Origin of the sequence: Kutzneria chonburiensis (assembly GCF_028622115.1) — a bacterium.
Taxonomy (GTDB): Bacteria; Actinomycetota; Actinomycetes; order Mycobacteriales; family Pseudonocardiaceae; genus Kutzneria; species Kutzneria chonburiensis.
Genome location: NZ_CP097263.1, coordinates 329,407 through 355,164, shown reverse-complemented (window position 1 = coordinate 355,164; position 25,758 = coordinate 329,407). Strand labels below are relative to the sequence as shown.

Below are 25,758 nucleotides of genomic sequence, written 5' to 3'. Positions count from 1 at the left end.
TCGCTTCCTAGGGTGACCTGAACGACAGGAGGAAGCCGATGGCTCTCGATTACGTGGTGATCGCGGCGTACGTGCTGGGCATGGTCGGCGTCGGCTGGTGGGGCGCACGCCGCGCGACCACCCGCAGCGACTACCTGGTCGCCGGCCGCCGGCTCGGCTGGGCGATGTACTCCGGCACGATGAGCGCCGTCGTTCTGGGCGGCGCTTCTACAATTGGTGGAATCGCGCTCGGCTACCAGTTCGGCATCTCCGGCGCCTGGCTGGTGTTCACCATCGGCCTCGGCATCCTGGCGCTGTCGGCGTTCTTCGCCCGGCGCATCGTCCGCCTCCGCGTCTACACCGTCCCCGAGATGCTCGATCTGCGCTACGGCGGCTCCACCAGCATCGTCTCCGGCGTGGTGATGTGGGGCTACACGCTGATGCTGTCGGTGACGTCCACCATCGCCTACGCCACGGTGTTCGAGGTGCTGTTCGGCCTGCCCAAGGTGGGCGGCGTGGTCATCGGCGGCGTGATCGTGGTGCTGTACTCGGCGCTGGGCGGCATGTGGTCGATCACCATGACCGACATCGTGCAGTTCGTCGTGAAGACGGTCGGCATCCTGCTGATCCTGCTGCCGACGGCGCTGATCGCGGTGGGCGGCTTCGGCGGCCTGCACGCGCGGCTGCCGGCCAGCTTCTTCGACGTCGGCTCGATCGGCACCGGCCGCATCGTCACCTACCTGCTGATCTACGTGTTCGGGCTGCTCATCGGCCAGGACATCTGGCAGCGCGTGTTCACCGCACGGACCCCTCGCGTGGCCACGGCCGGCGGCCTCACCTCGGGCCTGTATTGCGTCGTCTATGCCATCGCCGGCGCGCTGATCGGCAGCGCCGCCAAGGTGCTGTACCCGAACCTGCCCAAGCCGGACGCCGCCTTCGCCACCATCGTCACCGGCCTGCTGCCGGCCGGTCTGCGCGGTCTGGTGCTGGCCGCCGCGCTGGCGGCGATGATGTCGACCGCCTCGGGCGCGCTGATCGCCTGCTCGACCGTCGCCCAGAACGACATCCTGAGGCGCGGCGGGGTGGGTGCGAACCGCATCGCCACCCTCGCGCTGGGGGTCGTGGTGATCTTGATTGCGATCATCGTGGACGACGTGGTAGCGGCCCTCACCGTGGCCTACAACCTGCTGGTCGGCGGCCTTTTGGTGGCGATCATCGGTGGGCTGCTCTGGAAGCGCGGAACACGGGTCGGCGCCATGGCGTCCATGATCGCCGGCGCGGCCACCGTCATCGCGTGCATGCTGACTTTCGGCTTGCTGGCCGACGAGCCCATCTACTACGGCCTGCTCGCCAGCCTCGTCGTGTACGTGGCGGTCAGCCTGGCCACCCCGCGCACTGCGGCGTCCGTGCTGACCACCTGGGAACAACGACTCGCTGGAGTGCCCGCATGACCCCGATCGGCCCGATCGACTCGTCCGTCGTCCCGCGCTTCGCCGGCCTGGCCACGTTCGCCCGGCTGCCGCGCATCGACCAGGTGAGCCGGGCCGACGTGGCCGTGGTCGGCGTCCCGTTCGACTCCGGCGTCTCCTATCGCCCGGGCGCACGGTTCGGCCCAGCGGCGGTGCGCGAGGCGAGTCGGCTGCTGCGGCCGTACCACCCCGGCCTCGACGTGTCGCCGTTCGAGCGGGCGCAGGTGGTGGACGCCGGCGACATCGCGGCCAACCCGATGGACATCCCGCAGGCCATCGGCACGATCGAACGCGAAGCCGGCGAGTTGCTGGACAGTGGCGCACGGCTGGTCACCGTCGGCGGCGACCACACGATCGCGCTGCCGCTGCTCCGGGCCATGGCACGGCGGCACGGACCGGTGGCGTTACTGCACTTCGACGCCCACCTGGACACATGGGACTCCTACTTCGGTGCGTCCTACACACATGGCACGCCGTTCCGGCGGGCCGTCGAGGAAGGCGTGCTGGACACCTCGGCGCTGTGCCACGTCGGCATCCGGGGGCCGCTCTACAGCCGTGCCGACCTGACCGGTGACAAGGAGCTCGGCTTCGGCATCGTGACCTCGGCCGATGTCATGCGGCGCGGTGTCGACGAGGTGGTCGGCGGGCTGCGGGAACGCATCGGCGACCGGCCGCTGTACGTGTCGGTCGACATCGACGTGCTGGATCCGGCCCACGCGCCGGGCACCGGCACCCCGGAGGCCGGCGGCATGACCAGCCGTGAACTGCTGGAGATCCTGCGTGGTCTGGCCGGCACGAACCTGGTGTCGGCCGACGTGGTCGAGGTCGCCCCGGCCTACGACCACGCGGACATCACGTCGATCGCCGCCTCGCACGTGGCCTACGACCTGGTGTCGCTGCTGGCGATGGGGGTGTCGGCGTGACTCGGCCAGATTTGCCTCGGATCGGGGCCGATCTTGTCGTCGAGACGTTGCGGGCGCTCGGTGCGGACACCGTGTTCGGCGAGCCCGGGCAGCACGCGCTCGCCCTGTTCGACGCGCTGCGCCGCTCCGACCTGCGCTATGTCGGCAACCGCACCGAGCCGTCGGCCGCGTTCGCGGCCGACGGGCACGCGCGGACCACCGGACGGGTGACACCGCTCGTCGTGTCAACGGGTCCCGGCGCATTGCTCACGTTGGCCGGACTACATGAGGCAGTCTCATCTTCTTCACCGGTGTTGGGCATCAGCAGCCAGATCCCGTCGGACGGCCTTGGCGGGCGGCGGCGCGGCTACCTGCACGAACTTCCCGACCAGGCGGCAAGTTTCCGCGATGTGGTGAAATCCGTGCACGTGGTACGCACTTCGGCGCAGATCCCGGCGGCGCTGGCCGAGGCGTGGCGAACCGCCGCGACCGCGCCGACCGGCCCCGTATGGGTGGAAATTCCGCAGGACGTGCTGGCCGGGCCGACCATCCAGCCACCGGTGGTTTCGGTCGACGCCGAGCCGAGAACCTTGCGGCCGCAAGCAGAACTGGTCGCGGAGGCGGCAAAACTGCTCGACGCGGCCGAGCGCCCGATGATCCTCGCCGGCGGCGGCGTGGTGCGGGCCGGCGCCCAGGAAGCGTTGCTGGCACTGGCCGAACGTCTCGGCGCGCCCGTGGCCAGCACGTTCGGCGGCCGCGGCGCGTTCCCGTGGGAGCATCCGCTGTCGCTGCGGGCCTGGCTGGAGGACCGGCACACCACGGAGTTCCTGGCCTCGGCCGACGTGCTGCTGGTGGTCGGCTCCGGACTCGGCGAACTGTCCACGAACTACGGCACGTTCCGCCCAACGGGACGGGTCATCCAGGTCGAGGCCGACTCAGCCCGGCTGGCGGCGAACTACCCAGCATTGGGGATCCACGCCGACGCCGGGGAATTTCTGTCCGAAGTTGTCAAACACATCACTGTCGCCGACCGGCCGGCGCCGGACACGGCCGGCCTGCTGGCCCGGGTGCGGGCACGGCTGGACGGGCAGTCGCTGACGTTAGAGCGCGACACTCTGGCCGCCATAAGGGAAGCGCTGCCGGACGACGCTCCCAGTTTCTGGGACATGACTATTCTCGGCTATTGGGCCTGGTCAGCCTGGGACCCCCGGCGCGGCGGCATGCACACCGCGCAGGGTTCCGGCGGTCTCGGCTGGGCGTTCCCGGCGGCCGTCGGCGCGGCCGCCGCACAGCGCGGAAACCGGCCGGTGTTGGCCGTTTCCGGCGACGGCGGGGCCATGTACGGACTGGCCGAACTGGCGACGGCGGCCCAGCACAAGCTGCGCGTCACGTGGTTGATCGTGGATGATGGAGGCTATGGGATTCTCCGCGAGTACATGGACACCCCGTACGGGACCGAGCTGACCCGCCCGGACTTCGTGGCGTTGGCCAGGTCGTTCGGCGTGCCGGCGACCCTGAGCAGTCCGGCCCGGCTAACGTCCGACATGATCAACTCGCTGGCGGTCGACGGCCCGAGCGTCGTCGTGCTGCCCGCGGTGCTCAAGATGTTCGCGCCGACCCACCAGGAGGTGCAATGGCGCACAACGTGATCAACGGTGAGCGACTGTCCGGTGTGGACGGACACACGGCCGACCTGGTCGACCCGGCGACGGGCGAGATCCGTGGAAGCGCTCCCATCTCCGGACCGTCCGATGTGGACAACGCGCTGCGTGCCGCCGCGACGGCGTTCCGCTCCTGGCGGCGCGGCACGCCCGGCGAGCGGGCCAACGCGCTGCTGGGACTGGCCGACGCCGTCGAGGACAACGCCAAGCTGCTGGCCGACGCCGAATGCGCGGAGACCGGCAAGCAGTGGCACGTGATGCTGGACGAGGAGATCCCGGCCTGTGTGGACGCGCTGCGCTTCTTCGCCGGCGCCGCCCGCAACCTCGACGGCAAGGCAGCCGGCGAGTACGCCACCGGGCTGACCTCGACGATCCGCCGCGAGCCGGTCGGCGTGTGCGTGCAGATCGCGCCGTGGAACTACCCGCTGCTGATGGCCGTCTGGAAGATCGCCCCGGCGGTCGCCGCCGGCAACACCACCGTGCTCAAGCCGGCCGAGACCACGCCGTCCAGCGCCGTGCTGCTGGCCGAGCTGGCCGGCGAACACCTGCCGTCCGGCGTGGTCAACGTGCTCTGCGGCGACCGCGAGACCGGCCGGCTGCTGGTCGAGCACCCGACGCCGGCGCTGGTGTCCATCACCGGCTCGACCAGGGCCGGCATGCAGGTCGCGGCAAGCGCGGCGGCGACGCTGAAGCGGACTCATCTCGAACTGGGCGGGAACGCTCCCGTCATCGTGTTCGACGATGTCGACGTGGCCGACACCGCCGAGAAGATCGTCGGCGCGGCGTTCTACAACGCCGGGCAGGACTGCACCGCCGCCAGCCGCGTCCTGGTGCACGCCAACGTGCACGACGAGCTGGTCGAGGCGCTGACCAAGGTCGCCTCCGCGCAGCGGACGGGCCGCGGTTCGCGCGAGGCCGCCGACTTCGGGCCGCTGAACAGCCAGGCCCAGCTGGACCGGGTCACCGGGCTGATCTCGCGCCTGCCCGCCGGGGCCGTCGTGCACTGCGGCGGACACCGGTTCGGCGACCGGGGTTTCTTCTTCGCCCCGACCGTCGTCTCCGGGGTCGGCCAGGACGACGAGATCGTGCAGGAGGAGGTGTTCGCGCCGGTCATCACCGTGCAGGCCTTCTCGTCCGAGGAGGAGGCCGTCGAGCTGGCCAACGGCGTGCCCTACGGGCTGGCTTCGTCGGTGTGGTCGGACAACCACCGCCGGGTGCTGCGAGTCAGCGCCGCACTCGACTTCGGCTGCGTCTGGGTCAACACGCACGGGCCGCTGGTGTCCGAGATGCCGCACGGCGGGTTCAAGCTGTCCGGGCACGGCAAGGACCTCTCCGGCTACAGCCTCGACGACTACACCCGGGTGAAACACGTGATGAGTGCCGTCTGACCGCTAGCAAACCGTACGTCCGTACTGTTAGCCTGCCCGGCATGACGGACGCCACCGCCCGCTTCGGCGGCTTCGCCGAGGAGTACGACCGCGTTCGGCCGCAGCCGCCGGCCGAGCTCGTCCCGCTGCTCACCCAGTGGTCCGGGAAGGCCGAGCCCGATGTCGTCGACCTCGGCGCCGGAACCGGACTGTCCACCGTGCTGTGGCCGGACGCCCTCGGCGTCGAGCCGGACCCCGGCATGCGCGCCGTCGCCGCCGCTCGGGGTGTCCGGGTCGTCGAGGGAACCGCCGAGGCCACCGGTCTGCCCGACGCCTGCGCCGACATCGTCACCGCCGGCCAGGCCCTGCACTGGTTCGATCCCGAGCGCACCTTCCCCGAGATCGCCCGCATCCTGCGCCCCGGTGGCGTGTTCGCCGCGTTCGACTGCGACTGGCCGCCCACCGTCGACCCCGAGTGCGACGACACCTACCGTTCCGTCGAGGCTCACTACCGGGTGCTCGAGGTGCGGCACGGCGTTCGTCCCGCCTATGCCACCAAGGCCGACCATGTGGCCCGCCTGCGCGAGTCCGGCCTGTTCCGCCACGTCTCCGAGCTCGCCCTGCACGCCACCGACACCGGCGACGCCGCCCGCTTCGTCGACATCCTGCGCAGCCAGGGCGGCGTCGTCGCCCTCCTCGACCGCGGCCTCACCGAGGACGAGATCGGCCTCACCCGGCTACGCGAGGTCGCCGAGCGCCGTATCCCCCACCCCCGCACCTGGTGGTGGACCTATCGCATCCGGCTCGCCGTCGTATGACGGCCGGTACTCCACCGCCATCGTCTCGATCATCGCGCCGCGGATCACCACCCGCGTGTAGTCCGGCGGCAGCGGGGACAGCTGCCGGTCCCCCGTCTTGCTGTACAGCGGCGGCCCAAGCACCAGCTCCCGGTCGGCCAGCGGCAGGTCGGACGTGAAGCTCACGACCGTTCCCGTGTACACGATGCCGCCGGTCAGCCGCAGCCGAACGTACGGCCGGTGGCCCTTGGGCCGATCCCGCCGGAACAACGCCGTCCAGGCACTCATCGGCCGGATCGTCGCCCCACCGCGGCGGACCAGGATCCCGTGCGTCAGCAGCGCCGCCGCGTGGGCCAGCACCGACTCCGCCGCCAGCGCGCCGATCACCGCCGGCCAGTGGTCGGCGGCGTAGCGGCCGTCCGGATCCAGCAGACCTTTCGGATCGGGCAGCAGTCCCGGGAACAGCGCCGCGACCACCGCCAGCACGGCCACGGCCAGCGCCGTGAACCCGAGGCTGGCCAGCACGATCCGGCTGGTCTCGTGGAACGCCGACTCCACCGCCCCGGTGCGGCGGCGCACCGCCAGCAGGTCGAACAGCAGGCCGGGCGAGACCAGCAGCAGGAACAGGACGACTGTGAGCCAGGTGCTGGGAACCATCAGCCGTCGAAATCCGCGGGAGGCTTGTCGAGGTCGGCCCGGTTCACCACAGGTGCGGGCGGCGCCGGCGTGTCGAGGTAGCTGGGCGGACCGCTCCAGCCGCCCGGGCTGCCCTCCGGCCGCTGCTGGGGCGACGGCTGTTGCGGGCTGGCGGGCTGCGACGTCGGGTAGTAAGGCGTCGGAGAGCTCTCCGGCTGCTGTTGCCATGGCGACGGCGGGCTGTAGGGCGGCACCGGCACGCCCTGCGGCGGTGTCGGCGCGTCGTTCGGGGCCGGGTCGTCCGGCATCGGTCATTCCCCCTTGCGGTACACGCGATACGAGATGACCCGCTCGTGCACGACCGGCACGTCCGGCTCGAACCCGGACCTCGCCAGCACCTGGGAGGCTATCGCCTGTAGCGGCGACAGGTCCTGGCCGGGGAGCCAAGCATACGGGTGACTCGCCGCGTCGAAGACGACCTGGCGCGGGGTGTCGAGCTGTGGGAACCGCACCTCGACGGGCTCGCCGGGGCCGAGGATCGAATCGACGTCCTCGTAGCCGGAGGGGCCGTGGACGTGATGGGCACCGTGCAGGCCGAGGCGCTGGCCCTCGGAGAAGACGGCGTCGCGGAGCGGGACAGCTCGGAGGCGAACATGCGGCCGCCGAGGGTCACGGCGACGGAGCCGCCGGGGCGGACCACGCGCTGGGCCTCGAGCAGGGCGAGCCGCCAATCGGAGACGTGGTGCAGGACCCGGGCGAGGTGCACGCCGGCGAAAGATCCGTCGGCGAAGGGTAGGGCGCAAGCGTCGGCGCGGAGGAAGGGTGCCGCGGGTGCGTCGGGGCCGCGCAGGTCGACGGCGTCGAGCAAGACGAGAGGGCCGCCGAGTTGGGCGGCGACGGTGCCTACGCCGCAGCCGACGTCCAAGAGCGGGCCGGGCAGGAAACGGCGAAGCCGCCCGTAGAGGTCACGGGCGGCTTCGTCGGGAAGGGGTGAACTCACGCGCCGGCGGCGGACTTCAAGGCCTCGGCGCGGTCGGTGCGCTCCCACGGAAGGTCGAGGTCCGGACGGCCGAAGTGGCCGTACGCGGCGGTGGGGGCGTAGATCGGCCGCAGCAGGTCGAGGTCGCGGATGATCGCGGCGGGCCGCAGGTCGAAGACCTCGCTGATGGCCTGCTGGATCTTGGCGGGGTCGACGACCTCGGTGCCGAAGGTCTCGACGAACAGGCCGACCGGGGCGGCCTTGCCGATGGCGTAGGCGACCTGGACCTCGGTCCGGGTGGCCAGACCGGCGGCGACGACGTTCTTGGCGACCCAGCGCATGGCGTACGCCGCCGAGCGGTCGACCTTCGACGGGTCCTTGCCGGAGAAGGCGCCGCCACCGTGGCGGGCCATGCCGCCGTAGGTGTCGACGATGATCTTGCGGCCGGTCAGGCCGGCGTCGCCCATCGGACCGCCGATGACGAAGCGGCCGGTGGGGTTGACGAACAGTCGCACGCTCTCGGTGTCCAGGGACAGCTCGGCCAGCTCGGGCAGCACGACCTGCTCACGAACGTCGACGGCGAGCATCTTCTCCAGGTCGATGCCGTCGGCGTGCTGGGAGGACACGACCACGGTGTCGAGGCGAACCGGCTGGTCGCCGGCGTATTCGATGGTGACCTGGGTCTTGCCGTCGGGCCGCAGATAGGGCAGCGCGCCGTTCTTGCGCACGGCCGTGAGCCGCCGGGACAGGCGGTGGGCCAGCGCGATCGGCAGCGGCATCAGCTCGGGGGTGTCGGTGGTGGCGTAGCCGAACATCAGGCCCTGGTCACCGGCGCCCTGGCGGGCGATCTCGTCCTCGGCCGACTCGACGCGGGACTCGTAGGCGGTGTCCACGCCCTGGGCGATGTCGGGCGACTGCGAGCCGATCGCCACGTTCACGCCGCACGAGTTGCCGTCGAAGCCCTTGGCCGAGGAGTCGTAGCCGATCTCGAGGATCTTCTCCCGCACGATGGTCGGGATGTCGGCGTAGGCCTCGGTGGTGACCTCGCCGGCCACGTGCACCTGACCGGTGGTGATCAGGGTCTCGACGGCGACGCGGCTGCGCGGGTCCTTGGACAGCAGCCCGTCCAGGATGGAGTCGCTGATCGCGTCACAGATCTTGTCGGGGTGGCCCTCGGTGACCGACTCAGAGGTGAACAGCCTCCGGCTGTGTTCGCTCACGACAACTCCTCACAGGTATTTCACTTGGCGGCGCCAGGTGGGCTGCTCGATCAGGCTCTCTATCGCCACAACATTATCGGGCGTGACGTCGTGGCCGACTCAAGTCCCGAGCAACGGAACCACGGCGTCCCACAGTGTGGCCGCCAGGCGCGCCTTGGAACCGTGCGGGATGGGACGCTCGTCACCCTCGGCGGACAGCAGCCAGCCGGCGTTGTCCTCCATCTCGAAGGCCAGCCCGTCGCCGACGGCATTGACGACCAGCAGGTCGACGCCCTTGCGGGCCAGTTTGGCCCGGCCGTGGTGCAGCACGTCCCCGGTCTCGTCCCCGGTCTCGGCGGCGAAGCCGACCACGATCTGCCCACTGGGACGGGCCTTGACCAGCTCGACCAGGATGTCCGGGTTGACCGCCAGTCGGATCGGCGCCGGCTCCCGGTCACCCTTCTTGATCTTGGACGGGGACAGGCCCAGCGGCCGGAAGTCGGCCACGGCGGCGGCCATCACCACCGCATCGGCCGAAGGGCTCTCGGCGTGCATGGCGTCGCGCAGTTCGACCGCGGAGCCGATACGGACAACGCGAACGCCGGCCGGGTCGGCCAGGTCGGCGGTGTGCCCGGCGACCAGCGTGACGTCGGCACCGCGCTGGGCGGCGACCCGGGCCAGCGCGTAACCCTGCTTGCCCGACGACCGGTTGCCCAGATAGCGGACGGGGTCGAGCGCCTCGCGGGTGCCGCCGGCGGAGATGACGACGCGGCGGCCTTCCAGGTCACGCGGCAGCGCGGTCGGGGCGGCCAGCAGCAGCCGGGCCAGCTCGACGATCTCGACCGGCTCGGGCAGCCGGCCCTTGCCGGTGTCCTTGCCGGTCAGCCGGCCGCTGGCCGGCTCGGCCACGACCACGCCGCGGGAGCGCAGCGTGGCCACGTTGGCCTGGGTGGCCGGGTGCTCCCACATCTCGGTGTGCATCGCCGGCACCATCAGCACCGGGCAGCGCGCGGTGAGCAGCGTGCCGGTGAGCAGGTCGTCGGCCATGCCGTGGGCGGCGCGGGCCAGCAGGTCGGCGGTGGCCGGGGCGACCACGACCAGGTCGGCGGTCTGCCCGATCTTGACGTGCGGGACCGCCGGGACGTCGGTGAACACCCCGGTGGCCACCGGCTGACCGGACAGCGCCTCGAAGGTGGCCGCGCCGACGAAGTTCAGCGCGGCCTCGGTGGGCACCACGCGCACCCGGTGACCGGACTCGGTCAGCCGGCGCAGCACCTCACACGCCTTGTAGGCGGCGATGCCGCCGCCCACACCCAGAACGATCTGGGGAGAGGTCACTCGCCCTCGGTGTGCTCGAGCATGCCGGAGTGGATCTCGCGCAGCGCGATCGACAGCGGCTTCTCGCGCGGACCCGGCTCGACCAGCGGGCCGACGTACTCGAGCAGGCCCTCGCCGAGCTGGGCGTAGTAGTCGTTGATCTGCCGCGCGCGCTTGGCCGAGTAGATCACCAGCGCGTACTTCGAGCTGACCTGCTCCAGCAGGTCGTCGATCGGCGGGTTGGTGATGCCCTCAGGCGTGCTGACGGGCTCGCCGATGGCGGACAGGTGGCTCGGGATGGTCAAGACAACGCTCCTGGAGGTAGTCACGGCTCGCTGGACACACGCTCGGTGGGCGAGCCGACCACCAAGGTTAGCAAGTGGCGGGCAACGGTACGAACATCGGAGTTGACAAGCACCACGTCGAACTCCCCTTCGGCGGCCAGCTCCTCCTCGGCCACCTTGAGCCGGTGCGCCACGACCGCCGGATCCTCGGTGCCCCGGCCGGTCAGCCGGGCCACCAGGACCTCCCACGTCGGCGGCTTGAGCAGCACCAGCAGCGCCTCGGGCATGGCCCGCCGCACCTGGCGGGCGCCCTGGACCTCGATCTCGAGGATCGCTGGAGTTCCCCGCTCCAGCGCGGCCTCGACGGGTCGGCGCGGTGTGCCGTAGCAGTTGCCCGCGTATTCGGCGTGCTCGAGCAGCTCGCCGTCGGCGACCATGCGGTCGTACTCGTCGCGGTCGACGAAGTGGTAGTGCTCGCCGTCCACCTCGCCGGGTCGCGGCTTCCGGGTCGTCACCGAGACGCTGTAGTACACCTCGGTGCCCAACGTGCGCAGCTCGTCGAGCACGCTGGACTTGCCGACGCCGGACGGGCCGGCGAGCACGGTGAGGCGGGGCCGGGCACGGGTGCCCGACCCCATCTCGTCCTTCTTGGTCACTCGCCGCCGAACTCGGTCAGCAGGGCCTTGCGCTGGCGGTCGCCGAGACCACGCAGCCGGCGGCTGGTCGCGATCTCGAGCCGCTCCATGATCTGGGCGGCCCGGACCTTGCCGACGCCGGGCAGGGACTCCAGGAGTGCGGAGACCTTCATCTTGCCGAGGACCTCGTCGGTGTCGGCGGCGGTCAGCACGTCCTTCAGGTTCGTGCCGCCACGCTTGAGGCGCTCCTTGAGCTCGGCCCGGGCGCGACGAGCGGCAGCCGCCTTCTCCAGCGCTGCGGCCCGCTGCTCCTCGGTCAGCTGGGGAAGGGCCACGATCTCCTCCGTGGTGTGGGTGTTCTTCAGTGGGATCGGTGTCGCGACCGTACCGATCGAGCATCGCCCGGTACAACGTGGGTCCCCGTGGTGACAACGCACAACCAATGCGGTGACACTCCCCCACCCGGTCGGGTGCATCTCGACCATTGCGGCGGTCACGACGTGAAAGAAGTACTACCAAGGACCCCCGACAGCCTGATCACCGCCACCGGTGATGTGCCCCGCCGGCCCCGTGTGCTATGCACGACCAGCGGGGTTCCAAGATCAACTCACGGAATGCCCTGCCGCGCCTGTGGATTCGCCCAGCTCGCGGACGGATTCCCTGGTCGCGACGGCGGCGGCGCGCAGCGCCGCCACATCGGGCCCGTGCCGCAGCACATCCCGTGACGAACTGGGCAGCACCTGGCCGGAAATGCCGCCGAAAAGTCGCCGCAGGTCGGCGACGGTGCCGCCCTGGGCGCCAAGACCGGGCGCGAGCACGGCCCCGTTGAGTCGGGACAGATCCAACGTTGTCTCGCCCACCGTGGCCCCGATGACGACACCCACATGGCCCAGCGGATCGGCCCCATGATTGCGCTCGGCGGCGGAATCGACGATCGACTGCGCGATGGAAACACCCGTGTCGGTACGGGCCCTTTGCACGGACGCGCCTTCCTTGTTCGATGTCAAGGCCAGCACAAAAAGTCCGCGACCGGTTTTCGCACTGAGCTCCAAAGCCGGATCAAGAGATCCGAATCCGAGATAGGGCGAGACGGTCAGCGCGTCGCCGGCCAACGGCGAGTCGTCGGACAGGAACGCCGTCGCGTAGGCGGCCATGGTCGACCCGATGTCGCCCCGCTTGGCGTCCACGATGACCAGCGCGCCGGCCGACCGCGCCTCGGCGATGGTCCGCTCCAGCACGGCCACCCCTCGGGACCCGAAGGCCTCGAAAAAGGCGGCCTGAGGCTTCACCAGGGCGACTTCCGCCCCGAACGCCTCGACACAGGTCAGGGCGAAGCGCTCAAGGCCGTTTGCATCGATGGAAAGGCCCCAGTCGGCCAGCAGCCCGGGATGCGGGTCGATGCCGGCCACCAGCGGCCCGCTGGCGGCGACCTTCGCCGCCAGCCGAACACCGAAAGACTCGCTCACGCCGCCTCCTTCGTCGGCAGCGCGAGCGCCGCTACTGTGCCCATTGGTTCGCTCGCAAGCTCGCTCACGCGTTCGCACCCTTCAACGCGGCCTGGAGCGCCTGGAGGCTGCGCACGCCGATGTCACCCCGGATGAGGGCTTCGATGCCGTGTACGGCCGCGGCAGCCCCGGAAACGGTGGTGATGCACGGAATGTCCCGCGCCACCGCCGCCGTCCGGATCTCGTAGCCGTCCACGCGCGGCCCGTGGTTGCCGTACGGCGTGTTCATGATCATGTCGACCTCGCCGGCCAGGATCTTCTCCACGATGTTGCCCTCGCCCTCGAAGTGCTTGCGCACCACGGTGCAGGCCACCCCGTTGCGGCGCAGCACCTCGGCGGTGCCGGTCGTCGCGAGGATCTCGAAGCCCAGGTCGGCCAGCCGCTTGACCGGGAACACCATGGCCCGCTTGTCCCGGTTGGCCACCGACACGAACACCCGGCCCTTGGTCGGCAGCGACCCGTACGAGGCGGTCTGCGACTTGGCGAACGCCTTGCCGAACGAGAAGTCGATGCCCATCACCTCGCCGGTGGACTTCATCTCCGGGCCCAGCAACGAGTCCACGCCGTGGCCCTCGGGCGTGCGGAACCGGTGGAACGGCAGCACGGCCTCCTTGACCGCGACCGGGCAGTCGTCGGGCATCTCCGCGCCGTCACCGGTAGCCGGCAGCACGCCCTCCTCGCGCAGCTCGGCGATGGTGGCGCCCAACGCGATCCGGGCCGCCGCCTTGGCCAGCGGCACCGCCGTCGCCTTGGACACGAACGGCACCGTGCGCGAGGCACGGGGGTTGGCCTCCAGCACGTACAGCACGTCGTCCTTGAGCGCGTACTGCACATTCAGCAGCCCACGCACTCCGACGCCGTGGGCGATGGCCTCGGTCGAGCGGCGCACCGCCTCCAGGTCGCTACGGCCCAGCGTTATCGGCGGCAGCGCACACGAGGAGTCCCCGGAGTGGATACCGGCCTCCTCGATGTGCTCCATGACCCCGCCGATGTAGACCTGCTCGCCGTCGCACAGCGCGTCCACATCGATCTCGATGGCATCGTCGAGGAAGCGGTCGACCAGCACCGGGTGCTCCGGCGAGACCTCGGTGGCGCGGGCGATGTAGCCGGCCAGCGTGGTCTCGTCGTAGACGATCTCCATGCCGCGCCCGCCCAGCACGTACGAGGGGCGGACCAGCACCGGGTAGCCGATCTCGTCGGCGATCCGCTTGGCCTGCGGGAACGACGTCGCCGTGCCGTACTTCGGCGCCGGCAGCCCGGCGCCGGTCAGCACCTCGCCGAACGCGCCGCGGTCCTCGGCCAGGTGGATGGCCTCGGGCGAGGTGCCGACGACCGGCACGCCCGCGTCGGCCAGCCGCTGCGCCAAGCCCAGCGGCGTCTGCCCGCCCAGCTGCACGATCACGCCGGCGACCGTGCCCGACTCGCGCTCGGAGTGCACGACCTCCAGCACGTCCTCGAACGTCAACGGCTCGAAGTAGAGGCGGTCGGAGGTGTCGTAGTCGGTGGACACCGTCTCCGGGTTGCAGTTGACCATCACGGTCTCGAACCCGGCCCGCCGCAGCTCCATGGCCGCGTGCACACACGAGTAGTCGAACTCGATGCCCTGCCCGATGCGGTTCGGCCCGGAGCCCAGGATCAGCACCTTGGGCTTGTCGGGCTGCGGCAGCACCTCGGTCTCCGCCGCGGGGTCGGACTCGTAGGCCGAGTAGTGATACGGCGTCAACGCGGCGAACTCGGCGGCGCAGGTGTCGACGGTCTTGAACACCGGCCGCACGTTCAGGCGGTGCCGCAGCGTGCGGACCCCGTCCTCACCGGCCAGCTCCGGCCGCAGCGCGGCGATCTGCCGGTCGGACAGACCGGCCCGCTTGGCCCGCCGCAGCAGAGCCTCGTCCAGCACGGCCGCGGCGACGATCTCCTCGCGGAGTTCGCCGAGGGCGAGGATCTGGTCGATGAACCACGGGTCGATGCCGGACGCCTCGTGGACCTGGTCCACGGTCGCGCCGAGCCGCAAGGCCCGCTCCACGGTGTAGAGCCGGCCGTCGTGGCCCCGCTCCAACGCCTTGAGCGTGTCCTCCAGCGTGACGCCGTCCGGATCGGGCCGGGTCCAGAACCCGGCATCCTTGGTCTCCATCGAGCGCAGCGCCTTGTTCAGCGCCTCGGAGAAGTTGCGGCCGATGGACATGGCCTCGCCGACGGACTTCATGGTGGTGGTCAGCGTCGGGTCCGCGCCGGGGAACTTCTCGAACGCGAACCGCGGCACCTTCACGACCACGTAGTCCAGGGTCGGCTCGAACGAGGCCGGGGTACTGTGCCCATCTTCTCGGCTCGTGATGTCGTTCTGGATCTCGTCCAGCGTGTAGCCGATGGCCAGCCGGGCGGCGATCTTGGCGATCGGGAAGCCGGTCGCCTTGGAGGCCAGCGCGGACGACCGGGACACGCGCGGGTTCATCTCGATGACGACCATGCGTCCGGTCCGCGGGTGGATGGCGAACTGGATGTTGCAGCCGCCGGTCTCCACCCCGACCGCGCGCAGCACGTCGATACCGACATCGCGCATGTGCTGGTACTCGCGGTCGGTCAGCGTCATGGCCGGCGCGACCGTCACGGAGTCACCGGTGTGCACGCCCATCGGGTCGATGTTCTCGATCGAGCAGATGACCACGACGTTGTCGTTGCGGTCCCGCATGAGCTCGAGCTCGTACTCCTTCCAGCCGAGCACGCTCTCCTCGATCAGCACCTCGGTCACCGGCGACTCGTCGAGGCCGACCGTGGCCAGCCGCTCCAGCTCGTCCGGGGTGTGGGCCATGCCCGAACCCAGGCCGCCCATGGTGAACGACGGCCGGATGACCACCGGCAGACCCAACTCGGCCACCGTGGAGCGGACCTCGTCCATGGTCTTGCAGACCCGGCTGCGCGGGGTCTCGGCGCCGACGGAGGCGCAGATGTCCTTGAACAGCTGGCGGTCCTCGCCGCGCTGGATGGCGCCGATGTCCGCGCCGATCAGCTCGACGTTGTACTTCTCCAGCACGCCACGCTCGTGCAGGGCGACGGCGGTGTTGAGCGCGGTCTGCCCGCCGAGGGTGGCCAGCACGGCCTGGATCGGGTGGCCGAGCGCCAACTCCTCGGCGATCACCTTCTCCACGAACTCGGGCGTGATCGGCTCGATGTAGGTGGCGTCGGCGAACTCCGGGTCGGTCATGATCGTGGCCGGGTTGGAGTTGACCAGGCTGACGCGCAGGCCCTCGTCGCGCAGCACCCGGCACGCCTGGGTGCCGGAGTAGTCGAACTCGCAGGCCTGGCCGATCACGATCGGTCCGGAGCCGATCACCAGGACGTGCTCGATATCAGTCCTCTTCGGCATCAGCGGGCCTCACTCATCAGCTGGCAGAACTCGTCGAACAGGGCGGCCGCGTCGTGCGGTCCGGCGGCGGCCTCCGGGTGGTACTGCACGGAGAACGCCGGCGCTTCCAGACAGCGCAGGCCCTCCACCGTGCCGTCGTTCGGGCAGTAGTGGCTCACGGTGGCCGCGCCGAACGGGGTGTCGAAGCGCTCCCCCGGCTCGCCCTCCAGGGCAAAGCCGTGGTTCTGCGCGGTGATGGCCACGCGGCCGGTGGCGGTGTCGATCACCGGCACGTTGATGCCACGGTGGCCGTACTGGAGCTTGTACGTGCCGCGGCCCAGCGCCCGGCCCAGGATCTGGTTGCCGAAGCAGATGCCGAACAGCGGGATCCGCCGCTCCAGGATGCCCTGCGTCAAGGCAACGCCGTGGTCCTGCGTGGCCGGGTCGCCCGGGCCGTTGGACAGGAACACACCGTCGGCTTCGACGGCCAGGATGTCGTCCAGCGTGGAGTTGAGCGGCAGGACGTGCACCTCGATGCCGCGGGCGGCCATCATCCGCGGGGTGTTGGACTTGATGCCCAGGTCCAGCGCGGCCACCCGGAACCGGCGCTCGCCGTCGGCCGGCACCACATACGTCTGCGCGGTGGTGACGTCGCCGGCCAGGTCCGCGCCCTTCATCTGCGGCGCGGCCTTCACCTTGGCCAGCATGGTGTCCACATCGGACAGTTCGGCGCCGGAGAACACCCCGGCCCGCATGGCCCCCTGCTCCCGGATGTGCCGGGTCAGCGTGCGGGTGTCGACGCCGGCGATACCGACGATGCCCTGCCGCACCAGCTCGTCGTCCAGCGAGCGGGTGGCCCGCCAGTTGGACGGGCGGCGGGCGGGATCCCGCACCACGTAACCGGAAACCCAGATCCGCGACGACTCGTCGTCCTCGTCGTTCCAGCCGGTGTTGCCGATCTGCGGCGCCGTCTGCACCACGATCTGGCCGTGGTAGGACGGGTCGGTCAGCGTCTCCTGGTAGCCGGTCATGCCCGTGCAGAACACGACCTCGCCCAGGGTCGCGCCGAGCGCCCCGTACGCCTCACCACGGAAGACCCGGCCGTCCTCGACCACCAACGCCGCCTGCTCGCGAGCGCTCACTGCGCGCCACCTCCAACGCCTGCCATGGACCGCAGCGCGGCCACCCACTCCTGGTAGTGCTCTTTCTCGTCCGCGCGAAACCCGCTGTCCAGCAGCTGGTCCTCGACCTGCCACCGCACGATGAGCAGACCGTCGCCGAACATCACCTTGCCGGCCAGGCCCTGGCCGACCCGCGCGTCCCGCACCGTCTCGCGGGGAATCCAGACCGGGCTCGCGCCGACCCGGTCGATCAGCAGACCCTTGTCGTGCAGGTGCAGCGTGGCCTCCGAGCGGAAGCCCACATCGCCGACCGCGACCCGGTTCTGCCAGCTGTCGTCCAGCGTCGTGCTGACGTACACACCGCTCTGCTCGGGCAGCAGCTCGCTGCCCAGCTCGGCCGGCGCGGTCGGGAAGGCCGGCAGCGTCCGCGCCTGCCGGCGGCCCTTGTTGCGCCAGCCCCACCACATCGCCGCGGCGCACAGCACGAAGAAGGCCAGCACGACGAGCACCAAGACCAGGCGCGTCATGACTGGACCTTCCCCTCGGACACGGTGACCCGCCCGCGCAGCATCGTGGTGCGGACCACCCCCGGCAACTCCATGCCCTCGAACGGGGTGTTGCCGGCGATGCTCGCCAGCTCGGTGCCGCGCACCGTCCACCGGGCCTGCGGGTCGACCAGCACGAGCGTCGCCGGCTCGCCGACGGCCAGCGGGCGGCCCTGGTCGGGCAGACCGGCGATCTCCGCCGGCTTCTCGCTCATCACGCGGGCCACGCCGCGCCAGTCCAGCAGGCCCGGCCGCACCAGCGTCTCCACCACGATGGACAGCGCCGTCTGCAGGCCCAGCATGCCCGGACGGGCGGCCGACCACTCGCAGTCCTTGTCCTGCGGGGCGTGCGGGGCGTGGTCGGTGGCGATGCAGTCGACGATGCCCTCGGCCAGCGCCTCCCGCAGCACCTGCACGTCGGACTCGGTGCGCAGCGGCGGGTTCACCTTGTTCACCGGGTCGTACGTGGCCAGGCGCTCGTCGGTCAGCAGCAGGTGGTGCGGCGTGACCTCGGCCGACACCTTGGTGCCGCGCTCCTTGGCCCACCGCAGCACGTCGACCGTGCCGGCGGTGGAGACGTGGCAGACGTGCAGCCGCGCCCCGGTCTGCTTGGCCAGCAGGCAGTCCCGGGCCACGATCGACTCCTCGGCCGCCGCCGGCCAGCCGGCCAGGCCCAGCCGGGCCGCCCGCTCGCCCTCATGGGCCTGCGCGCCGACGGTCAGCCGCGGCTCCTCGGCGTGCTGCGCGATCACGCCGTCCAGCGCCTTGGTGTACTCCAGCGCCCGGCGCATGATCAGCGGGTCGCTGACGCAGTGGCCGTCGTCGGAGAACACGCGGACATTCGCCTGGCTGCGGGCCATGGTGCCCAGCTCGGCCAGCTTCTCGCCCTTCAGGCCCACGGTGACCGCGCCGACCGGGTGCACGTCGACCAGGCCGACCTCGCGGCCGCGGCGCCAGACGTGCTCCACGATCACGGCGTTGTCGGCCACCGGGTCGGTGTTGGCCATGGCGAACACGGCGGTGTAGCCGCCCAGCGCCGCCGCGGCCGAGCCGGTGGCGATCGTCTCGGTGTCCTCACGGCCCGGCTCACGCAGGTGCGTGTGCAGGTCGACGAAGCCGGGCAGCGCGACGAGACCGTCGGCGTCGATGACCTCGACATCAGTGAGCTCCTGGGTGCTCGCGGCGTCCAGCCACGGGCCGATCTCGGCGATCACGCCGTCGCGCACCAGGATGTCGACCGGGTCGCCCTCGCCGTAGAGACGGACTCCCTTGATCAGCATCATGCGGCTTCTTCCTCCCCCGCGAGCAGGTGGTACAGCACGGCCATGCGGACGTGCACCCCGTTGCGGACTTGCTCGGTGATGGCGGCGCGCGGCGAGTCCGCGACGGCCGCCGCGATCTCCATGCCGCGCAGCATGGGCCCGGGATGCAGCACGACGGCGTGCTCGGGCAGTTGGTTGAACCGGCGCTCGTTGAGGCCGTAGGCGATCGAGTACTCCCGTGCCGACGGGAAGAAGCCGCCGTGCATGCGCTCGGCCTGCACCCGCAGCATCATCACCGCGTCCAGCGCCGGCAGCTCCGGGTCCAGGTCGTGCGAGACCGACACCGGCCAGCTCTCCACCCCGGTCGGCAGCAGCGTCGGCGGCGCGACCAGCACGACCTCCGCGCCCAGCGCGGTCAGCAGGTGGACGTTGGACCGGGCGACCCGGCTGTGCAGCACGTCGCCGACGATGGCGATGCGCCGGCCGGCGATGGTGCCGAGGCGTTCCCGCAGCGTGGCCGCGTCGAGCAGGGCCTGCGTCGGGTGCTCGTGCATGCCGTCGCCGGCGTTGACCACGCCGGTTCCGGTGCCTTCCAGCCAGCCGGCCAGGCGCTGCGCCGCGCCGGAGGCGGGGTGGCGGACGATCACCAGGTCGGCGCCGGCCGCGGACAGCGTCAGAGCGGTGTCGCGCAGCGACTCGCCCTTGCCGACCGAGGAGCCGCCGGCCGACACGTTGATCACGTCGGCGCTCATCCACTTGCCCGCGACCTCGAAGGAGACCCGGGTGCGGGTGGAGTTCTCGTAGAACATCGTGACGACGGTCCGGCCGCGCAGCGTGGGCAGCTTGCGCACCTCGCGGCCGAGCAGCGTGCGCTTGAGCGTGTCCGCGGTGTCCAGCACCGCGGTGGCCTGCGCCGGGTCGAGGCCGTCGGTGGAGAGCAGGTGTTTCACTGGTGGTCTTCCCGTCGCAGGTACACGCCGTCGCGCCCGTCCAGCTCGGCGAGGCAGACGGCCACCTCCTCGGTGCGCGAGGTCGGCACGTTCTTGCCCACGTAGTCGGCGCGGATGGGCAGCTCGCGGTGCCCGCGGTCGACCAGGACGGCCAGCTGCACCGCGGCCGGGCGGCCGGCGTCGCGCAGGGCGTCGAGGGCGGCGCGGATGGTGCGGCCGGAGAACAGCACGTCGTCCACCAGCACGACCAGGCAGTCGTCGATGCCGCCGTCGGGCAGCGTGGTGGACTCCAGCGGCCGGTTGGGCCGCCGCCGCAGGTCGTCGCGGTAGAGGGTGACGTCGAGCGCGCCGACCGGAACGGTCACGTCGGAGAACTCGGCGATCAACTCGGCCAGCCGGCGGGCCAGCGGGGCCCCTCGACTGGGGATCCCCAACAGGACGACCGGGCGGTGGGCCTCGCCACCGAGCGAGGTCTTCTCGATGATCTGATGGGCCATTCGGGCGATGGTGCGCGCGACATCGCCGGCCGAGAGGAGCTCACGCTCGGCCGGGTCCGTCGCGTCGCGAACACGCGGCGCCACGGTGGACCTCCTTCCCCGCCTCACCGGACGGGTCCTTAAAGGACGTCGGGTCGGCTCGGCATCTGCCGAGCTCAGGACCTACGTTACCAGCCACGCTGCGTAGCCCTTCCGGGTGGTTGGGGCCCCCTCCCCCGCATGACGCAGCGAAGTCAGCTTGACCTGGTGACGACAGCGAGCGACCATTACTCTGCGTATTGATCTCAGGCTCCCCGCGGCGATGGCTACCGGCCGACGGGGCGAATGAACGGAGAACCGCCACATGGGCGATTACGCCAAGGCGCTGGGGGCCAAGCTCCGCGCCATCCGCCAGCAGCAGGGATTGTCACTGCATGGCGTCGAGCAGAAGTCCGGCGGTCGCTGGAAGGCGGTCGTCGTCGGCTCCTACGAGCGCGGCGACCGCGCGGTCACCGTGCAGAAGCTGGCCGAGCTGGCGGACTTCTACGGCGTGCCCGTGGCCGAGCTGCTGCCCGAGGGCCGCGTGCCGTCCGGGGCCGAGCCGGCCACGAAGATCGTCATAAACCTGGAGCGGCTCCAGCAGCTGCCGGCGGAGAAGGTCGGTCCGCTGGCCCGCTACGCCGCCACCATCCAGAGCCAGCGCGGCGACTACAACGGCAAGGTGCTCTCCATCCGCACCGAGGACCTGCGGTCGCTGGCCATCATCTACGACATGACCCCCGGCGAGCTCACCGAGCAGCTCATCGACTGGGGTGTCCTGCCGCCTGAGGCAAGGCCGTCCAAGGAGGATTAAGGCGCGCGTAGCGCGCAACAGCCTGGGGACAAACGCTGGAAGGCCGCACCACCGAGTTCCGGTGGTGCGGCCTTCCAGATTTGAACCAGCGCTACAGCGCCGCGCGAAGGTGCACGGCGATACGGGCGATACTGTCCAGGACGCCGTTGACAAAGCGCGGCGAGTCGTCGGTGGACAGCTGCTTGGCCAGCTCGACGGCCTCGGTGATGGCCACCGCGTCGTCCACGTCGGCCTCCCACAGCAGCTCGTACACGCCCAGCCGCAGGATCGCCCGGTCGACCGCCGGCATCCGGGCCAGGGTCCAGCCCTCGGCGTGCTCGGAGATCAGCTCGTCGATCCGCGTCCGGTTGGCCGTCACGCCCTCGATCAGGGTGATCGTGTAGTCGCTGACCGGCGGCACGTCGGGCGAGCCCACCCGGTCGGCGAGCAGCGTCACGGCGTCCGCGGCGCGCAGGTCGGCCTCGTAGAGGACGTCGACCGCGCGTTTGCGGTATTTGCTACGGGCACCCATCAGTTGTTGATCCGGCCCAGGTAGCGGCCGTCGCGGGTGTCGACCTTGACCTTCTCGCCGGTGGTGACGAACAGCGGCACCTGGATCTCGGCGCCGGTCTCCAGGGTGGCCGGCTTGGTGCCGCCGGTGGAGCGGTCGCCCTGCAGGCCCGGGTCGGTGTGCTGGATGACCAGCTCGACCGAGGTGGGCAGCTCGATGAACAGCGCGACGCCCTCGTGCACGGCGACGATCGCCTCGGTGTTCTCCAGCATGTAGTTGGCCGCGTCGCCGACCGTGTCGGCCGGGATGGTCATCTGGTCGTAGGTGTCGCCGTCCATGAAGACGAAGTCGGCGCCGTCCTTGTACAGGTAGGTCATGCCGCGCTTGTCGACCGTGGCGGTGTCCACCTTGGTGCCGGCGTTGAAGGTCCGGTCGACCACCTTGCCGGTGAGCACGTGCTTGAGGGTGGTGCGCACGAAGGCGCCGCCCTTGCCCGGCTTGACGTGCTGGAACGCGACGACCGTCCACAGCCCGTTGTCCAGGCTGAGCACGAGGCCGTTCTTGAGGTCGTTGGTGGTGGCCACGGTGGTGGAATCTCCTGTAGTCGCGGACTGCCGGGGTTCGGGTCGTGCGTCAGACGACCACGAGCTCTTTCGTGGTCAAGGTGAGCAGCTCGGGCGCACCCTCGCGCACGATGAGAGTGTCCTCGATGCGGACCCCACCCTGCCCGGGCACGTAGACGCCGGGCTCGACGGTGACCGCCATGCCGGCGGCAAGTGTACCGGTCCCGGCCCTGCTCAGTGCCGGAGCCTCGTGGATCTCCAGCCCGACGCCGTGTCCGAGACCGTGCATGAACTGCTCGGACCGGCCGGCGGCGGCGATCACCGAGCGGGCGGCGTCATCCACCTCGGCGAACGTCGCGCCCGGCTTCAGGGCCTTGCGGCCGGCCGCCTGCGACGCCGCCACCAGGGCGTACAGCTCGGTCTGCCAGTCGGCCGCCGGCCCGAGCACGACCACCCTGGTCATGTCCGAGTGGTAGCCGTCGACCAGCGCGCCGAAGTCCATCTTGACCAGGTCACCGGTTTTGAGCTGGGCGTCGGTCGGCTCGTGGTGCGGGATGGCCGAGTGCTCGCCGGCGGCGACGATGGTCGCGAACGCCGGGCCCTCGGCCCCCTGGTCACGCATGCCGTCGTCAAGGGCGCGGGCGACTTCGCGCTCGGTGCGGCCGGGGCGCAGGCCGCCGTGCTCGATCAACGCCGCCAGGGCCCGGTCGGCCGCCGCGCAGGCCATCCGCAGCGCCTCGATCTCCGTCTCGTCCTTGACGATCCGCAGCTCGGCGGTGAGGCCTGGGGCTTTGTGCAGCTCTGCGTGCAGCCCTGCGGTGGCGGCTTCGGTGAGGGCTTGGAGACCGTCGACGGTGACGTGATCGCTCTCGAAGCCGGTGCGGCCCTTGGCGCGGGCGGCCAGCGCCAAGGCGCAGTCCCGTTCGATCACGCGTTGCAGGTCGGGGACCTGGGACTGGGCTGAGGTCTCGTACCGGCCGTCGGTGCAGAAGATGGCGTTGTCCCTCGTCACGAGCAGCGCCGCGTTGGAGCCGGTGAAGCCCGTGAGGTACCGCACGTTGAGCAGATTGGTCACGAGTAGCGCATCCAGACTGCGGTCGTCGAGCAGCCGTCGCAGCGCGTTCCGTCTCCTGCCGTGCACCTCAGCCATGCCGAACAGGGTATTACGTGCGGGAGGGTTGGGGGTGTTTGTGCGGTGGTTGTGTTTGTGCGGTGGTTGGGTTTTGCGCGCGTGCTGCGTAGTTTCCCGGGGTTCTTCGGGTTATGGGTCGATTTGGTGTGGAGCCTCTGCGCGATGGCCCAAGGGCTAAAAGCGGGCAGGACAAACCTACCCTTGGCCTGTCAATTGTACGCCATCGCGCCCCTCCACACAAAATCGACCCAATTCGGGAGTTGGCGATCGGGGTGTGAAGGAATGGCGGTGGCTGGGTTTTGCTCCCGCTGTGCGCCCTTTTTGTGGTGGCTGCGGGAAGTCCTTTTCCCGGTGCCCGTTCCCCGGTTAGTGTCGCAGGGGGCGGGTGATGTGATGGCGGCCGGCCGGGGTGATCCAGTGGGTGGTGCCGTCTGAATCCTGGGTCACTGTGTAGTTGTCGTGTTTGCGGTGGTGGTGCCAGGTGCAGAGCCCTTGCAGGTTGGTCGCTTGGGTGGGGCCCGCTGGCCAGGGGGTGATGTGGTCGTGTTCCTGGATGGGCAGGGTGCAGCCGGGGGCAGTGCAGGTCCCGCCGGCCCGAGCAACGGACGTCTCCTTCATCAGCGCCGTGGGCCGGTAGGTGTCGGTGCTGATCGCGGAGATCTGCTGGTACTCATCCAGCAGGAGCCCTCGGAATGGGCCGTGCATGGCCAGCTCGCGGGCCGCCTCGGCCGCGATCGGGCCGTAGCCGGCGAGCTGGCCGGGGTCGTTGGTCAACCCGAGCAGGGTCTCCATGGAGATGGTCACGAAGGTGCGGACGTTCCAGGTGGTGTGCTTGCCCCGCAGACGGTCCCAGAGCACATCGGAGCGTTTCTGGTCGGTGGTGCGCTCGTCCTTCGGTAGGGACTTGGCGTCGGCGCAGATCTGCTGGAACAGCTGGTGGGCCTCAGCGGCGGGGAGGATCCACACCAGTTTGGCCATGCCGTCGGGCAAGGCCGAGAGCCCGACCTGCCGGTCGTCTTTGGCCTTGTGGCAGCGCTGCTCATAACCATCCGGATCGGCCTTCGCGACCAGCGCGGTGGCCTTGCGGCACACCTGCGTCCGGGTCATACCAGCGGCCTCCTCAGCCAGGGCCTGGTCCACTTCGGCGACCTGGGCCGGGTCCGAGAGGTGGCGGGTCCGTTCGTGGACCGCCGCGAACCGGGCGAGGTCGATCTCTCCCCGGCGGAACCGCTCCGCCAGCGCAGGGTGAGTCTCCAGGGCGGCGGCGATCTCTTGCGAGCGGGCCAGGGCCGGCTCCGAGACCTTCGTGGCCATTGCCAATTCGGTGAGGTCGTCGATGTGGTTGAGGGCCTCATGTTCGGCCCATTCACACACGGCCCGCACCTTCCGGGCCACCCCCACAAAATTGACCAAGTCTTCTTGGGTCAGGCTCGCCGGATCCGCACCGACGATCAGATCGAACATGGCCCCGATGGGTTCCATGTTCTCAATCTCGCAGGTGAGTTCCATACTTCTGAGAATACTCGAACACAAGATCGAACACGAATCCCTAACGGGTGAATCCCGCCGAGCAGAAAGGCTTTTATTTCCTCCCGCCACACCACAACACGGCAACTCGTACCAGTCGCGTGGATTTTGTGTGGAGGGGCGCGATGGCGTACAATTGACAGGCCAAGGGCAGGCTCGTCCTGCCCGCTTTTAGCCCTTGGGCCATCGCGCAGAGGCTCCACACCAAATCCACGCGACCACACCGAATAAATCCCCCCAAACGCCAACCGCGCGGCGCGGCCACCCACCCACTCACCCACCAAACGCCACCCACCACCCACAAGGGGCACAACCCAGCCGGAATCAGCCGCGGGTTTACCCTGGGCCTATGAAGGTGTGGCTGGTGCGCGGGTTGGTGTTGGCGGTGGTGCACGCCGCGGTGCAGACCGCCCAGGCGTGGGTGCGCGCCGGCGATCCCACCGCCGTCGGCTGGCTACGGCCGACCGCGCTGAGCGTGTTGGTCGCCGTCGCCGTGGTGTGGGGCGGCATCGACGGTTGGCGCGGCCTCGAGGGCCGGGGCCTGGCCTGGTTCAAGGCGTCCCTGGTCGCCGGCCCCGTCGGCGGTGTGCTCGGCGTCATCGGCCAGGGCGTGTTCGTCGACGACACCGGCGCGGAGGCGCTGCCCGTGGCGATCACCGGCGGGGCCGCGTTCATCGCGCTGCTGGTGCTGGTCCCGGCGGCAGTTGGCCTGCTGTTCGGCAAGATGGCCCGGCCCGCCGCCCCAACCAACGCCTAGCCCCACGGCACA

At 70.5% G+C, this 25,758-nt stretch carries 26 protein-coding genes and 1 pseudogene; 7 read left to right on the top strand and 20 right to left on the bottom strand.

Annotated features, from left to right (window positions below; genetic code table 11):
- Positions 1-38 precede the first annotated feature (38 nt).
- From M3Q35_RS01800 to M3Q35_RS01780, 5 genes are read left to right on the top strand one after another with little or no spacing between them, the layout of a single operon-like run.
- Entirely contained in the window at positions 39-1,430 is a 1,392-nt protein-coding gene (locus M3Q35_RS01800) for a sodium:solute symporter family protein (protein WP_273939804.1), read from the top strand.
- Entirely contained in the window at positions 1,427-2,371 is a 945-nt protein-coding gene (gene speB, locus M3Q35_RS01795; protein ID WP_273939803.1) for an agmatinase, read from the top strand. Before M3Q35_RS01800 ends, speB begins: the two co-directional genes overlap by 4 nt.
- Before the next feature lie 11 nt (positions 2,372-2,382).
- Positions 2,383-3,999 (top strand): thiamine pyrophosphate-binding protein, encoded by a 1,617-nt coding sequence (locus M3Q35_RS01790; RefSeq protein ID WP_273944224.1) that lies wholly within the window; start codon positions 2,383-2,385, stop codon positions 3,997-3,999.
- Complete coding sequence (locus M3Q35_RS01785; protein ID WP_273939802.1) at positions 3,984-5,399, top strand: gamma-aminobutyraldehyde dehydrogenase; 1,416 nt, start codon at positions 3,984-3,986, stop codon at positions 5,397-5,399. The genes M3Q35_RS01790 and M3Q35_RS01785 overlap by 16 nt, the downstream gene beginning before the upstream one ends.
- Before the next feature lie 41 nt (positions 5,400-5,440).
- Positions 5,441-6,196, top strand: a complete 756-nt coding sequence (locus tag M3Q35_RS01780; protein ID WP_273939801.1) for a class I SAM-dependent methyltransferase — start codon at positions 5,441-5,443, stop codon at positions 6,194-6,196.
- Here M3Q35_RS01780 and M3Q35_RS01775 read toward each other — a convergent pair.
- The 16 genes and pseudogenes from M3Q35_RS01775 to pyrR all read right to left on the bottom strand — a co-directional run bounded on the left by M3Q35_RS01775 (position 6,116) and on the right by pyrR (position 20,529).
- The gene (locus M3Q35_RS01775; RefSeq protein ID WP_273939800.1) at positions 6,116-6,832 is read right to left on the bottom strand and encodes a DUF6338 family protein; all 717 of its coding nucleotides are present in this window, start codon (positions 6,830-6,832) and stop codon (positions 6,116-6,118) included. The genes M3Q35_RS01780 and M3Q35_RS01775 overlap by 81 nt on opposite strands.
- Entirely contained in the window at positions 6,832-7,119 is a 288-nt protein-coding gene (locus M3Q35_RS01770; protein WP_273939799.1) for a hypothetical protein, read from the bottom strand. Before M3Q35_RS01770 ends, M3Q35_RS01775 begins: the two co-directional genes overlap by 1 nt.
- A 3-nt stretch (positions 7,120-7,122) precedes the next feature.
- A complete protein-coding gene (locus tag M3Q35_RS01765; RefSeq protein ID WP_273939798.1) occupies positions 7,123-7,323 on the bottom strand; it encodes a hypothetical protein in 201 nt (66 codons plus the stop codon).
- Between the two features lie 167 nt (positions 7,324-7,490).
- Positions 7,491-7,811 (bottom strand): annotated as a pseudogene (locus tag M3Q35_RS48730) (class I SAM-dependent methyltransferase); the annotation flags it as partial.
- The gene (gene metK, locus M3Q35_RS01760) at positions 7,808-9,010 is read right to left on the bottom strand and encodes a methionine adenosyltransferase (protein WP_273939797.1); all 1,203 of its coding nucleotides are present in this window, start codon (positions 9,008-9,010) and stop codon (positions 7,808-7,810) included. The gene metK and the pseudogene M3Q35_RS48730, both read right to left, overlap by 4 nt.
- Positions 9,011-9,109: 99 nt before the next feature.
- Positions 9,110-10,327, bottom strand: coding sequence for a bifunctional phosphopantothenoylcysteine decarboxylase/phosphopantothenate--cysteine ligase CoaBC (gene coaBC / locus M3Q35_RS01755; RefSeq protein WP_273939796.1), 1,218 nt, complete (start codon positions 10,325-10,327; stop codon positions 9,110-9,112).
- Positions 10,324-10,611: a DNA-directed RNA polymerase subunit omega gene (gene rpoZ / locus M3Q35_RS01750; protein WP_273939795.1), complete on the bottom strand. Its 288-nt coding sequence runs from the start codon at positions 10,609-10,611 to the stop codon at positions 10,324-10,326. Before rpoZ ends, coaBC begins: the two co-directional genes overlap by 4 nt.
- 20 nt (positions 10,612-10,631) lie before the next feature.
- A complete protein-coding gene (gene gmk / locus M3Q35_RS01745; protein ID WP_273944223.1) occupies positions 10,632-11,228 on the bottom strand; it encodes a guanylate kinase in 597 nt (198 codons plus the stop codon).
- A 14-nt stretch (positions 11,229-11,242) separates the two neighbouring features.
- Positions 11,243-11,560 carry an integration host factor, actinobacterial type gene (gene mihF / locus M3Q35_RS01740; protein WP_116176684.1) on the bottom strand — a complete coding sequence of 106 codons (318 nt, stop codon included), beginning with the start codon at positions 11,558-11,560 and terminating at the stop codon, positions 11,243-11,245.
- Positions 11,561-11,827: 267 nt separating this feature from the next.
- A complete protein-coding gene (pyrF, locus tag M3Q35_RS01735; RefSeq protein WP_273939794.1) occupies positions 11,828-12,691 on the bottom strand; it encodes an orotidine-5'-phosphate decarboxylase in 864 nt (287 codons plus the stop codon).
- Between the two features lie 64 nt (positions 12,692-12,755).
- The gene (gene carB / locus M3Q35_RS01730; RefSeq protein ID WP_273939793.1) at positions 12,756-16,091 is read right to left on the bottom strand and encodes a carbamoyl-phosphate synthase large subunit; all 3,336 of its coding nucleotides are present in this window, start codon (positions 16,089-16,091) and stop codon (positions 12,756-12,758) included.
- Entirely contained in the window at positions 16,091-17,212 is a 1,122-nt protein-coding gene (carA, locus tag M3Q35_RS01725; RefSeq protein WP_273939792.1) for a glutamine-hydrolyzing carbamoyl-phosphate synthase small subunit, read from the bottom strand. Before carA ends, carB begins: the two co-directional genes overlap by 1 nt.
- Positions 17,209-17,718 (bottom strand): PH-like domain-containing protein, encoded by a 510-nt coding sequence (locus M3Q35_RS01720; protein WP_273939791.1) that lies wholly within the window; start codon positions 17,716-17,718, stop codon positions 17,209-17,211. Before M3Q35_RS01720 ends, carA begins: the two co-directional genes overlap by 4 nt.
- Positions 17,715-19,019 carry a dihydroorotase gene (locus M3Q35_RS01715; protein ID WP_273939790.1) on the bottom strand — a complete coding sequence of 435 codons (1,305 nt, stop codon included), beginning with the start codon at positions 19,017-19,019 and terminating at the stop codon, positions 17,715-17,717. Before M3Q35_RS01715 ends, M3Q35_RS01720 begins: the two co-directional genes overlap by 4 nt.
- Positions 19,016-19,948, bottom strand: a complete 933-nt coding sequence (locus M3Q35_RS01710) for an aspartate carbamoyltransferase catalytic subunit (RefSeq protein ID WP_273939789.1) — start codon at positions 19,946-19,948, stop codon at positions 19,016-19,018. Before M3Q35_RS01710 ends, M3Q35_RS01715 begins: the two co-directional genes overlap by 4 nt.
- On the bottom strand, positions 19,945-20,529 hold the full coding sequence (pyrR, locus tag M3Q35_RS01705; protein WP_273939788.1) for a bifunctional pyr operon transcriptional regulator/uracil phosphoribosyltransferase PyrR: 585 nt from the start codon (positions 20,527-20,529) through the stop codon (positions 19,945-19,947). The genes M3Q35_RS01710 and pyrR overlap by 4 nt, the downstream gene beginning before the upstream one ends.
- Positions 20,530-20,788: 259 nt before the next feature.
- Between pyrR and bldD the strand changes: the two genes are divergently transcribed.
- Positions 20,789-21,277 (top strand): transcriptional regulator BldD, encoded by a 489-nt coding sequence (gene bldD / locus M3Q35_RS01700; protein WP_015803953.1) that lies wholly within the window; start codon positions 20,789-20,791, stop codon positions 21,275-21,277.
- A gap of 91 nt (positions 21,278-21,368) precedes the next feature.
- Here bldD and nusB read toward each other — a convergent pair whose 3' ends face one another.
- The 4 genes from nusB to M3Q35_RS01680 form a co-directional block, all read right to left on the bottom strand.
- The gene (nusB, locus tag M3Q35_RS01695) at positions 21,369-21,788 is read right to left on the bottom strand and encodes a transcription antitermination factor NusB (RefSeq protein WP_273939787.1); all 420 of its coding nucleotides are present in this window, start codon (positions 21,786-21,788) and stop codon (positions 21,369-21,371) included.
- A complete protein-coding gene (efp, locus tag M3Q35_RS01690) occupies positions 21,788-22,351 on the bottom strand; it encodes an elongation factor P (RefSeq protein ID WP_273939786.1) in 564 nt (187 codons plus the stop codon). The genes nusB and efp overlap by 1 nt, the downstream gene beginning before the upstream one ends.
- 49 nt (positions 22,352-22,400) lie before the next feature.
- The gene (locus tag M3Q35_RS01685) at positions 22,401-23,480 is read right to left on the bottom strand and encodes a M24 family metallopeptidase (protein WP_273939785.1); all 1,080 of its coding nucleotides are present in this window, start codon (positions 23,478-23,480) and stop codon (positions 22,401-22,403) included.
- A 348-nt stretch (positions 23,481-23,828) separates the two neighbouring features.
- Positions 23,829-24,971, bottom strand: coding sequence for an HNH endonuclease signature motif containing protein (locus M3Q35_RS01680; RefSeq protein ID WP_273939784.1), 1,143 nt, complete (start codon positions 24,969-24,971; stop codon positions 23,829-23,831).
- A gap of 367 nt (positions 24,972-25,338) precedes the next feature.
- Between M3Q35_RS01680 and M3Q35_RS01675 the strand changes: the two genes are divergently transcribed.
- Positions 25,339-25,746, top strand: a complete 408-nt coding sequence (locus M3Q35_RS01675) for a B-4DMT family transporter (protein WP_273939783.1) — start codon at positions 25,339-25,341, stop codon at positions 25,744-25,746.
- The last annotated feature ends 12 nt before the right edge of the window (positions 25,747-25,758 follow it).